Raw genomic sequence first — 12,510 nt, 5'->3', positions numbered from 1 at the left:
CCGTCCTTCTACCAATCCAGCCGGCACTCGCCGGCGAACACCGAAAACCCATCCGCCTGCGCGCGCGACACCAGCGTCATCCCCGCCTCCTCGGCCAACCGGATCGCCAGACCGGTCGGCGCGGAAACGGTGCACAGCATGCCGACGCCGAACCGCGCCGCCTTCTGCACCAGCTCATAGCTGCAGCGACTGCTCATGACCACGAAGCCGTCCTGCGCGGAACGCCCTTCGCGCAGCAAGGCACCGATCAGCTTGTCCAGGGCGTTGTGGCGCCCGACGTCTTCGCGGGCCAACACGATCTCGCCCTCCGGCGTGGCGAAAGCGGCGGCATGCAATGCACCAGCGCTCGCGTTCAACGGCTGCCACTGGCGCAATGCCGTCACCGCGCGCCCTACGGCCGCTGCCGTCACCCGCTGCACGCCGGTCACGCGCGGCACCGGCCGCACCGCCTCGCGCAGGCTCTGCACGCCGCACAGGCCGCAGCCGGTTGCAGCGGGCAGACGCCGCGAATTGCCAGAGGATTGCACCACGCGCACCGCATCCGTTGCGAGTTCCAGCCGCAGCACGATGCCCTCCTCCCGCGTCGCCATCGTCAGTTCCACCACCTCGCCAGGGGCTTCGATCAGACCTTCGGTAAACAGAAACCCGTGGGCGAAATCCTCCAGATCGACCGGGCTGGCGAGCATCACGGCGTAGTCGGCGCAGTTCACCCGCAAGGCCACCGGCACCTCCTCGGGCACGCAGCGCCGGCCGCCGACGGCGGCAAAGCCGCGCCACCGGCGCTCCGGCACCTCGCGATAAGCGGCGGGACGACAGGGAGACAAGTCGCTATCGCCCGCCATCGGCGCCCCTGCTCTCACGAACTCCGGCTTCATGAACCGGTCACCTCCGCCGTACGGCCTGTGGGCAGACCGAACGTGTCTTCGCGGTGCTGGCGATAGCGCTGCTGCCACTCCGACAGCGTGTGGCTGGGCATCACTTCCACCGCGGTCACCTTGTACTCGGGACAATTGGTGGCCCAGTCCGACTGCTCGGTGGTGACCACGTTGGCCGCCGTCTCCGGGAAGTGGAAGGTGGTGTAGACCACGCCGGGCGGCACCCGATCGCTGAGGCGTGCGCGCAGCGTGGTCTCGCCGACGCGGCTGCGCACCGCGACCAGTTCGCCGTCGTTGACGCCACGCTGCTCCGCATCGTGCGGATGGATTTCGAGCACATCCTCGGCATGCCACACGCGGTTTTCGGTGCGCCGGGTCTGTGCGCCGACGTTGTACTGGCTGAGGATGCGGCCGGTGGTCAACAGCAGCGGAAACTTGCGTCCGGTGCGCTCCTCGGTGGGAATGTACGGCGTGAGCATGAAGCGCCCCAGGCCCTGCACGAAATTACCCACGTGCATGGTCGGGGTGCCTTCCGGCGCCTTGTCGTTGCACGGCCACTGGATGCTGCCCTGGCGCTCGAGTTCGGCATAGGAGACACCGGCGAAGGTCGGCGTGGTACGCGCGATCTCGTCCATGATCTCGCCGGGATGGGCGTAATCCATCGGATAGCCCAGCGCCCGCGCCAGCGCCTGGGTGATTTCCCAATCGGCCATCCCTCCGGGGGGCGCCACCGCGCGCCGAACGCGGTTGATTCGGCGCTCGGCATTGGTGAAGGTGCCGTCCTTTTCCAGGAAGGTGGACCCCGGCAGGAACACGTGCGCGTAGGTCGCCGTCTCGTTGAGGAACAGGTCCTGCACGATCACGCAGTCCATGGCTTCGAGACCGGCCGCGATGTGCTGCATGTTGGGATCGGACTGCAGGATGTCCTCGCCCTGGATATAGATCGCCTTGAAGCTGCCGGCGATGGCCGCGTCGATCATGTTCGGGATGCGCAGCCCCGGCTCTCGGTCGAGGCTCACGCCCCACTCACGCTCGAAGCTCGTGCGTACCGTCTCGTCGGCGACGTGGCGGTAGCCGGGGAACTCGTGCGGAAAGGAGCCCATATCGCAGGAACCCTGCACGTTGTTCTGCCCGCGCAGCGGATTGATGCCGACGCCACGCCGGCCAAGATTGCCGGTCAGCATGGCCAGATTGGCCATGCCCATGACCATGGTCGAACCCTGGCTATGCTCCGTCACCCCGAGACCGTAGTAGATGGCGGCATTGCCGGCCTTGGCGTACATCCGCGCCGCTTCGCGGATCTGACCGGCGGGCACGCCGGTAACGCCTTCCACCGCCTCCGGCGCGTTTTCCGGGCGCAGGATGAACTCGCGCCATTCGGCATAGGCGTCCGGCTCGCAGCGCGCGGCGACGAATTCCTCGTCGGCCAATCCCTCGCTGACCACGGTGTGCGCCAGCGCGTCGATCAGCGCGACGTTGGTGCCGGGGCGCAGCTGGAGATGATGCTCGGCCTGCACGTGCGGCGTGCGCACCAGGTCGATGCGCCGCGGGTCGATCACGATCAGGCGCGCGCCCGCGCGCAGACGCCGCTTCATCTGCGAACCGAACACCGGATGCGCATCGGTGGGATTGGCGCCGATCACCAGGATGACGTCGGCATCCTCCACCGAATCGAAATCCTGCGTGCCGGCCGAGGTGCCGAACGCGGTCTTCAGACCGTAACCCGTGGGCGAATGGCACACGCGGGCGCAGGTGTCGACGTTGTTGACGCCGAACACCGCACGGGCGAGCTTCTGCACCAGGAAGGTTTCCTCGTTGGTGCAGCGCGAGGAGGTGATCGCGCCCACCGCACCGCGTCCGTGCGCGCCCTGCACCTCGCGGATGCGCCGCGCGGCGAAGCCGATGGCCTCCTCCCAGCTCGCCTCACGCCACTGGTCGGTGATGCGCTCGCGGATCATCGGCTTGGTAATGCGGTCGGGATGCGTGGTGTACCCCCAGGCGAAACGACCCTTCACGCAGGAATGACCGTGATTGGCCTGGCCGTCCTTGTACGGCACCATGCGGATCACCTGGTCGCCGCGCAGCTCGGCCTTGAACGAGCAGCCCACGCCGCAGTAGGCGCAGGTGGTCACCACGCTGCGCTCCGGCTGGCCGTGCTCGATGACGCTCTTTTCCATCAGCGTGGCGGTCGGACAGGCCTGCACGCAGGCGCCGCAGGACACGCACTCGGAGTCCAGGAACGGATCCTGCTGCCCGGCGCTGATCACCGAGTCGAAGCCGCGGCCGTGCACGGTCAGCGCGAAGGTGCCCTGCACCTCCTCACAGGCGCGCACGCAGCGCGAGCACACGATGCACTTGCTGGCGTCGAAGCTGAAATAGGGATTCGAGGCATCCGTCTCCGCAGCGAGATGATTCTCGCCCTCGAAGCCGTAGCGCACCTCGCGCAAGCCCACCGCGCCGGCCATGTCCTGCAACTCGCAGTCGCCGTTGGCGCTGCAGGTCAGACAGTCCAGCGGATGGTCGGAAATGTAGAGTTCCATCACGCCGCGGCGCAGCTTCTCCAGCGCCGGGGTCTGCGTGCGCACCACCATGCCGGGCGCGACCTCAGTATGACAGGAAGCCGGGAAACCCTTGCGTCCTTCGATCTCGACGCAACACAGACGGCAGGAACCGAACGCCTCCAGTGAATCGGTGGCGCAGAGCTTGGGCACCGAGACCCCCGCCTCGGCCGCCGCGCGCAGCACCGAGGTGCCTGCCGGTACCTCCACGCGCTGCCCGTCGATGTCGAGCACGACGGTTTCACCGCCGGAACGCACCGCCGGGGTGCCGTAATCGGTTTCGGTCAGAGCCATCGTCGATCTCTCCTATCCTGCCGCGGCCACGGCCGCAGCCGCTGGGCGGAAATCCTCCGGGAAATGCTGCAGCGCGCTGCGCACCGGGGTCGGCGTCAAGCCACCCAGCGCGCACAGCGAACCCTGCTCCATCACCGTGCACAGGTCCTCGAGCAGTTCCAGGTCCTCGGCCTGCGCGCCGCCGCGCATGCGTTCGATCAGTTCCGTACCGCGTGTGGAGCCGATGCGGCAGGGCGTGCACTTGCCGCAGGACTCGAGCGCACAGAACTCCATCGCGAAGCGGGCCTGCTCGACCATGTCCACGGTGTCGTCGAACACCACCACGCCGCCGTGGCCTAGCATGCCGCCGCGTTCGGCGAACGCTTCGTAGTCCAGCGGCGTATCGAACAACTCGGCCGGGAAATAGGCGCCCAGCGGTCCGCCGACCTGCACCGCCCGCACCGGCCGCCCCGAAGCGCTGCCGCCGCCCAGCGTCTCCACCACCTGTCCCAGGGTGACGCCGAACGGCAGCTCGTAAAGACCGGGGCGGCGCACGTTGCCGCACAGCTGTACCGTCAGCGTGCCACGCGAGCGGCCGTGGCCCAGCGCGGCGTAAACCTCCGCGCCATCGGCCAGGATCGCCGGCACCGTGGCCAGGGTGATGACGTTGTTGACCACGGTGGGCTTGCCGAAAAGGCCGTCCATGGCGGGCAGCGGCGGCTTGAAGCGCACCGTGCCCCGTTTGCCTTCCAGGCTTTCGAGCAGCGAGGTCTCCTCGCCGCAGATGTACGCGCCGGCGCCGATACGCAGGCTCAAATCGAAACGCACGCCGCTGCCGAGCACGTCAGCGCCGAGCAGACCGTGCGCGTAGGCGACATCGATGGCCCGCTGCAGCGCCTCGCGAGCACTCGGATATTCGGAACGCAGGAAGATGAACCCCTCGGTCGCCCCGACTGCGTAGCCGGCAATGACCATGCCTTCGATCAGGCTGAGCGGATCACCCTCCATCAGCATGCGGTCGGCGAAGGTGCCGCTGTCGCCCTCGTCCGCGTTGCACACGATATATTTGACCTCGGCCGCGGCCTCGTGCGTAGTCCGCCATTTGATGCCGGTCGGGAACCCCGCCCCGCCGCGTCCGCGCAGGCCGGACGCCGTCACCGCCTCGATGACGCCCCCGGCGCCGAGTTCTAGCGCCTTGCGCACGCCCTGCAGGCCACCCATCGCCAGATAGGCATCCCAGTCGCCGGGCGCAACGAGCCCGCAGCGGCGGAAATTCACCCTCTGCTGCCCCTGCTCGGCCAACAAGGCATCGGGCGCTCCGAGCACCAACGGATGCCCGTGTTCTGCCGCCAGTGCATCCAGCACGCCGGGCACATCAGCAGGCGTCAGCGGCCCATACGCCACCCGCCGGCCATCGCGCTCGACTTCAAGCATCGGTTCGAGCCAGAACAGGCCACGCGAGCCCGTGCGCACCAGCGTCAGATCCAGGCCGCGCGTCCGCGCCGCGCTTTCCAGTGCCTCGGCCACCTCGCCTGCACCGATGGACAGCGAACTACTGTCCGTCGAGATGAATACCTTCATGCCCGCCTCTCCTGCCCGAGTGCGTCGAGCACCGCCTCAATGCGCTCGGGACTCATCCGGCCCAGCACCCGGTCTTCGCTCATGGCCGAAGGCCCGCACGCGCAGTTTCCCAGGCAATAGACCGCTTCGATGCCGACCGTCCCGTCGCTGCGGGCCGCTGCCGCTTCGGCCGCATCCCAGACCGCCCGCGCGCCGCTCGCCTGACAGGCTTCCGCTCGGCAGACCTTCACGACGTGTTCCGGCGGCGGACTGGTCCGAAGATCCGTATAGAAGCTGACCACGCCGTCGACTTCGGCGCGACTCAGATTCAAGTGCGCGGCGACCTCGGCCACAGCCTGCCGTGATACGTAACCTGCCCGCTCTTGAATTTCCTGCAAAACGGACAACACCGACTTCGCTGCGTCACGTTCAGGCATCGCACTTCTCCCTTGTCTCCTGCGTTACACATGCGGCTCTTATGGCCGCGGCCTTGGTCACCGCACAACCAGAGGCATTCACACAGGGATTAAAATACACGCTGAAACAACGTCAAATAGTCTGTCCGGATGAATTCATAGCCAACGCCTATGAAAGACTTTAGGGACACGCTTATATGGGTTCTACCAGGTTTTCCAGTTGATCTGCGTTTGGGTAGGTTCGACTGCGCGCTTATATACGGCCTGTTGATGAGCAAAGTAGCTCTGGCCCAGATGGTCATTCGCGCACCGGCTCCTCATCTGATTGGCGGCCTCGTGGGCCAGTATCCCTAGGGACACGCTGATCTATTGCTGATTCAGCCGGCAAGACGTTTGGACCCTCTCGTATCCATCCACGGTGGCGCGAACCACGACGTCATCGTCGTTGACGACGGCCCATTAGCGCGGTTTCGAGCCGAGGCGGACGTGAGTGCACTCACCCAGACGGGGAACGCCACCAAATTCACAGTCACGCTGATGACCAAAATATCGCCGAATCAGCTGCCGACCGCAGCGGCACGCCCACCCGGCAAATTCGACGCATCGAGAAATTTGTCGTAGTAAATACGCTCGGTCTTGACGCCGGAGTTGGTCAAGCACTCGATCGCAAGATCGATCATGATTGGAGGACCACATAAATATGCTTCGTAGTCCGCAAGGTCTTCAGCCATTTCGGCCAACATGTCGGTACAGTTGCCTCGCGGGCCATCCCACGCGCTGGCCTCCGGCTCCTGCGAGAGTATCGGAGCGAATATAAATTGCCCGTTACCCTGCGCCTTGATCCGTTGCAATTCGTCCAGACAATACAAGTCGTCCTGCGTACGCGCACCGAAGACCAAGATCGCTTTGCGCTGAAAGCCACCTGCCGAAACCTGTTCAAGCAACGCTTTGATCGGAGCGAGTCCGCTTCCACCGGCGACACACAATATCGGCGCGTTGGAATCGCGCAGCCAGAAATTACCATAGGGGCCGGCCAGCGAGATCCACGTCCCGTCGCGAGATTCCGCATGCAGCCAACCACTCATCTCCCCTCCTGGTATGTGACGCACAAAGAAACTGACCTTCTCAACCGCATCACCCGACACGGGCGCCGTGGCGAAAGAGTAGGACCGCGGTTTGTCGATCACGCCGGGCACCCAGATATCCGCGTACTGTCCTGCCCGATAGGCTGGAAGCGGTTCGTCCAGGTGCACGTGGACCTCGGTGATGTCGTGCGTCAACAGCCGCGTACGTTCGATGACGCCGGACACGGATTTGGGAACGGGCAGCCCCCCGCCCTCGCCAAGGGTGATCTCAACTTCGATATCGCTGCGCAGCGAGGTCTGACAGGCCAGAATCATTCCGACGTCGAGTTCCGCCTCGTCGAGTACGTAACTGAAATCATTGAGCGGCTTGATCCGTCCACTGATCAGCCTGGTCCGACATTCGCCACAACTGCCCACTCGACAGTTATGCGGCCAAGCCAAGCCGGCCGCCAACGCCGCCTTCAGAAGGTTGTCCCCCGCCTGCACCTCAACACGTTTATTGGCGGGTGAAATGCTGGCCGTGAAAGGCCCCTTGCGACTGAACATTCCAAACACGTTCGGCTCCTCCGACGTACGCTGCGAGGCCGGCGCAACGGCCGGCGCCGCAGCGCATGATCATAGATGGACGATGTCGCTTTTGAGGGAGTACAGAATGCACAGGACCTCGTCGCGCTCGCGCTTTCCGACGTTGTGTTTGTCGAGTGCGGCCAGCACATCGTCACAGACCGCGATGAACTCGGTGTTGCTGATGTTCATCCCCGTGTGCGCGGTGGCCATGTCACGACCGGAATAGGTTTCCGGCCCCCCGAAACCGGCACAGCACATCTCGGACACCAGACGCTTGACTGTTTCCGGATCGCTCTCGGCGTAGCGCTTGTTGATCAGCGGATTGGTAATGTGGTTGTTCCAGATGTCTTCGACGATCGCGTCGATCCCCGGCTTACCGCCAAGGCGAGCGTAAAGCGTGTCGGTTTCTGCAACGGATGCGTCTTCTTTTACAGCGCTCATAGTCGTCATCTCCTCTTGAAGCTCCGTTCATTTCACTCCTGACCATCCGACCGGATCGTCAGATTTCGTCCTCGACGGACGTCACAACGCATAGTCGACCTGCAATTTCTGTCCCTGGATATCTTCCGGAGCCACCTCGTAGCCGACTTTACGGTTAATTTCCTGAGCGATCTTCCGTTCTTCCGGACTGGCGAAATCCCGGTCCCAAATGGCCAGTTTTTTCTTGTAAACGGAGTGCCACATCGGCGGAATCAAGGCCAGGCTCAACTCCGTGTAGTATCCGATCATCGCGTTGGGAGCGCCGGCCGGCGTCGATGGTTCACCCACGCTGGACAGCTCCCAAAAATGCGTTTCACCGCGATCATGATGATCCGCCTGACGCCCGATTTCGATGAAGGCCCAGCTTGTGAACGCATTGTCGTTATCCCATGAATGGCGATATTCGATCGGCTCGCCTTTCACTCGTATCAGGCCGTAATGCTCCATGTAATTGAGCGCCTCCAACTCGAAGTTCGAGATCACCCAGACAACGGCCAGGGCTGCCAATCCGAGGAGAAGACCTGACCAGGCATTACCCAGATAGCCCGCCCCCAGGAACAGCACCACCGTCGGGACGCTCATCAAATATCCGCGTATCCAGCGATTGGACAGCGAGAGAAACGGCTTGCCCATCCGGCGCAGACGTTTTTTCTCCGTCATCACTCCGAAATACGACTGACCGATGTGCGAAATGACAAAGTGGGCATAGATGCTGCGCCCCCTCGGTGCCGTCGCCGGGTCAGTGTCGTCGCCCATCTTGTTGCCTTCGGGCCCCATCCAGGGACGACCGAGTTCCAGGTGATGGTTGTAGACGTGCGCAAAGCAAAAATGCGCAGAACCGGACAGCGCCATCATCCAGCGGGAGATAAGGAAACCGACGCCTTTGGTATGCGAAAGCTCGTGCCCGAACATAATGCCCAGACCTTGATGCATTGCCACGCCAAGCGTTGCGCCGATCAGCTCGACGCCGGTGATTCCGGTCTGGTACGACAATCCCTGCCACGAGGCAAGATCGATCGGCGTTCCCGATGTGTACTGGTAGATACGCCATGCCAAAGCGATCTGCAGCGCAATGAAACTGACCAATTGCATGTACATCATCAGATTGAGGAACAGTGGCGACCCCACCGGCTGGCCGTTGCGATTGGTAGCTGCCCCGCGGGTATGCATCGCCGACGTGAGCGTGTCCAGAGCTATATTGAAACCAAAAATGGCGACACCCACCCATACCCAACCGCCCCCCTTCAGCACTCCTGCCAAACAAGCCAGGATTCCTATGGGCGTGTATAGGTAGACTAGATGACCCAATATCAACTTACGCATTTTCCTCTCCTCCTCGCTCTCTCGCAGGTATCTTTTCGGGTGGCGTTGCGAATGCAACACTGGCAGCCGAACCGCCACGTCTAGGTTTATATCGCACGAGAAACGGGGTGAGAATCCGGGGAAACACGTCCGGACATGCGGAATATTACGTATGCCGGCGAACGCGTTTATGCTTCACGAAACCGATGTGACGCAGGCTATCCAAGCAACGGAATTGACTCGATCAAGCACACAGCGATCGCTGCTATTGGCCAGCGCAGTACGCGCAACCATGTCTTTAGGGGGTGTTTTCCATGCCGGCGTGCACGACCATTTCAATAAGCTGACCGAGAGAACGGGCACCCATTTTTTCCATGATGTGCGCCCGGTGCGCCTCGACCGTACGTACCGAAAGCCCCAGGTTCGCGGCAATCACCTTGTTGGGCTCTCCACAGCGCAACAGTTCGAGGACTTCACGCTGCCGGGAAGTCAGTTTTCTCAGGTTATCAGCCGTGCGGCTGCGTCTGTCTTCCCGGTCCCAGATCGGCCTGAACTTTTCGAACGCCTTGTGGATAGCATCCAGCAGCACCTGATCGTTGAACGGTTTTTCCAGAAATTCGTATGCGCCCGCTTTCATCGCCCGCACCGTCACCGGGATGTCGCCATGCCCGGTCACGATCACGACCGGCAGGTGAATACCCACCTGATTGAGATAATCCTGCAGATCCAGGCCGCTCATCTCAGGCATACGGATATCGAGCACCAGACAACCACGCATGCCGGGGCGGCAGATGTCGATGAACGCCTGCGCATTGGCGTAGGTTTGTACGTCGATACCCACCTGCTCCACCAACCAGCGAATGGCATCGCGCACAGCCGCGTTGTCATCCACCACGTGCACGTTCGGTTTACCGACAAGTGCCGTGTCCAAACTCATCAGCCAGCACCCTCCGCATTGATGGGAAGCGTGAAGCAGAATGTTGCCCCCCGAGGGGAATTTTCTCGCAACCACAGGCGACCGCCATGCACTTCGACGATGCTCTGACTGATGCGCAACCCGATACCCAGGCCGTTGGGCTTGGTCGTGAAAAACGGTTCGAACAGATGCTCGACCTGATCTTCCGGGCAACCACTGCCTGAATCGCAGATGGAAACGCGGACCCATTCAGTATCCTGCCGGACCGCGCGAATAAGAATACGACGGCTGCCATCGACACCCGCCAACGCATCGATGCTGTTGCGAACCAGATTCAGCAGAACCTGTTCGATCTGAATCGCATCGACCAATACGTCTGGCAGATCGCGCTCCATGTCGATATTCAGGCAAATAAACCGCTGCCGCGCCTCTGTGCGTACGAGACCGATCACCTCATTGATCAGTTTTCTGAGATTGGTGTACACCGGGTGGAAATCGTCTTTTCGCGCGAAACTGCGCAGGCGGCGGAAGATATCGCCCGCCACTTCCGCCTGCCGCACGACCTGCTCAAGACCATAGCGAAGACGCCCGGTTTCGCTATGGGATCCGTCCAGTATGCGCAGACAGGTCTGCGCGTAGGTCGTCATCGCGCAAAGCGGCTGGTTCAGTTCGTGCGCCAAGCCTGACATCATCTCGCCCAGCGTGCTGAGGCGCGCGACGTGAGCGAGTTCGGCCTGGTGCTTGCGTTCCTTTTCCTCTGCCTTCAGCAGATCCGAGATGTCGTGTCCCGTCGAGATGAAATGCGTAATTTCACCCTGAAAACCTTTGATAGGAGCGATCGTCTTTTGTTCGTGATACAGGCTGCCATCCTTGCGCCGATTGACCAAAGTGCCGCGGTACACGCCTCCCGCGCCAATCACCCGCCACAGCTGATTGTGAAACTTGTCGTCCTGCAGCTGCGACGACATGAAATTGGCCTGCTGGCCGACCACTTCGGCTTTCGTGTAACCGGTAAGACGCTCGAACGACGGGTTGACGTACTCTATGCGGCGGCGGCGGTCGGTGATGATCACGGCGTCGGCCGTCTGCTCCAGGGCGCCGGATAGTTTGCGCATATGCGCTTCGGCCTGCTGGCGCTGCAACTCACTACCAACCCACTGGGACATGAGCTTGAGCACCTCCCTGTCGGTCGAACTGAATGGGAGCTTGCGCGGCGCGGGGCTCACGAAGCACAGCGTGCCATACACATCGCCCTCGACCAGCACCCGCATCCCAATATAGGCCTCCATCGTCGGCGGACCGTACCCCGGGTGATAGCACCAGCGCGTGGTCTTGGCATACTCGAACGCCACCGGCTCCGACGTCTGGATGGTAGCACCGCAATAGGTCTGGCCCAGACTGCGCGTCATGCCAGCGGGGTACTGCATATCGGCGCCCACCGAGTTCTGAACCCGCAGCACCGTGCCATCGACGTGCGACAGAATGCCGATCGGCAAACCGAACTGCTCGCAGCCCAGATACAGCAAGTGCCTGAGTTTGGCCGGCAGCGTGAGCGTCACATCGGAACTGATCTCATGAAAGCCGCGCAGCACCGTCGCGTGTCGGCGCAATTCGTCTTCGGCGTGCGCGCGCTCGCGCTCGGCCTGCACGCGCTGCGTGACGTCCTGCAAAATCGCCATGGCACCGCGCTGGCCGGTGCGATACGACAAGGGCGCCGCAGTGAGTTCGATAAAGCGTGGCTCCTCGTCTGCAGCGCCGTGGAATTCCAACACCTCTGGCGCCCGCCCTCCGGCGCCCTGACATGCTCGCTCGACAATGGCATGCACACGCGCCTGCTCCGTGACCGGGAAACACGGGACGAAGGCATGACCCAATAGCGCGCGCTCGGACACACCCAACGTCTGCAGCGCGCGGCGGTTGAGCGTCAACACGATCCCGCACAGATTGATCGTCACCACCCCAATCGGCGCGTAATCGAGCAACTGGTCGAGATAATGCGTGGCCTCGGGTTGCCTCAAGGGCAGCTTCTCGAGCTGCATTTGCGTCATGGAAATCGTGTTCTGATGCTGCAAGCGGAGCCGGCGCCGCTCGACCGCATGGCAGACAGTCGGAACCAATTCCTCCAGATCGTCGCACGCGCACGCCGACACCTCGTTGCCCAGGAATGGGCTGAACATCAGCGTCCGTCGCAATTGCTCGAACTCTCCGGGCGCAGCGAGAATGAGGATCGGCAGATGCTTATCCACCGCATGCATATGCTGCGCAGTTCTGACCGGCTCCTCCAGTGCCATGCCCAGCACCAGGGCATCGACCTGAAGCTCGCCGCCGGCTAACGCCCGGCAAAAGGCGCCATCGTCGTACAGGACTTCAACCGCATGCCTTACCGAGAGTTCATCGCCAAGCCGCTGCGCCAGGCGCGAATCGACCCCTATCAGCTTCACCGCTCCATGCATGTCATGACGAGGCGCGTTCATAGCG

General features: G+C 62.8%; 9 protein-coding genes. All 9 read right to left on the bottom strand.

Features of this window, described 5'->3' with window-relative positions; genetic code table 11:
- Positions 1–8 precede the first annotated feature (8 nt).
- On the bottom strand, positions 9–875 hold the full coding sequence (fdhD, locus tag P8014_RS00770; RefSeq protein ID WP_337815396.1) for a formate dehydrogenase accessory sulfurtransferase FdhD: 867 nt from the start codon (positions 873–875) through the stop codon (positions 9–11).
- Positions 872–3,727 carry a formate dehydrogenase subunit alpha gene (fdhF, locus tag P8014_RS00765; RefSeq protein WP_337815395.1) on the bottom strand — a complete coding sequence of 952 codons (2,856 nt, stop codon included), beginning with the start codon at positions 3,725–3,727 and terminating at the stop codon, positions 872–874. The genes fdhD and fdhF overlap by 4 nt, the downstream gene beginning before the upstream one ends.
- Before the next feature lie 12 nt (positions 3,728–3,739).
- Positions 3,740–5,287 (bottom strand): NADH-quinone oxidoreductase subunit NuoF, encoded by a 1,548-nt coding sequence (locus P8014_RS00760; protein ID WP_337815394.1) that lies wholly within the window; start codon positions 5,285–5,287, stop codon positions 3,740–3,742.
- The gene (locus tag P8014_RS00755) at positions 5,284–5,703 is read right to left on the bottom strand and encodes an NAD(P)H-dependent oxidoreductase subunit E (RefSeq protein WP_337815393.1); all 420 of its coding nucleotides are present in this window, start codon (positions 5,701–5,703) and stop codon (positions 5,284–5,286) included. Before P8014_RS00755 ends, P8014_RS00760 begins: the two co-directional genes overlap by 4 nt.
- 536 nt (positions 5,704–6,239) lie before the next feature.
- Entirely contained in the window at positions 6,240–7,313 is a 1,074-nt protein-coding gene (locus P8014_RS00750) for a 2Fe-2S iron-sulfur cluster-binding protein (RefSeq protein WP_337815392.1), read from the bottom strand.
- Between the two features lie 69 nt (positions 7,314–7,382).
- Positions 7,383–7,775 (bottom strand): group 1 truncated hemoglobin, encoded by a 393-nt coding sequence (locus tag P8014_RS00745; RefSeq protein WP_337815391.1) that lies wholly within the window; start codon positions 7,773–7,775, stop codon positions 7,383–7,385.
- A gap of 81 nt (positions 7,776–7,856) precedes the next feature.
- Positions 7,857–9,065, bottom strand: coding sequence for a fatty acid desaturase (locus P8014_RS00740; protein WP_337815465.1), 1,209 nt, complete (start codon positions 9,063–9,065; stop codon positions 7,857–7,859).
- A 349-nt stretch (positions 9,066–9,414) separates the two neighbouring features.
- Entirely contained in the window at positions 9,415–10,053 is a 639-nt protein-coding gene (locus tag P8014_RS00735; RefSeq protein ID WP_337815390.1) for a response regulator, read from the bottom strand.
- Positions 10,053–12,506 (bottom strand): PAS domain S-box protein, encoded by a 2,454-nt coding sequence (locus P8014_RS00730; protein WP_337815389.1) that lies wholly within the window; start codon positions 12,504–12,506, stop codon positions 10,053–10,055. The genes P8014_RS00735 and P8014_RS00730 overlap by 1 nt, the downstream gene beginning before the upstream one ends.
- Positions 12,507–12,510 lie beyond the last annotated feature (4 nt).

Origin of the sequence: Acidihalobacter sp. (assembly GCF_037381185.1) — a bacterium.
Classification (GTDB): domain Bacteria; phylum Pseudomonadota; class Gammaproteobacteria; order DSM-5130; family Acidihalobacteraceae; genus Acidihalobacter_A.
This window is presented reverse-complemented; position numbering and strand designations above follow the sequence as displayed.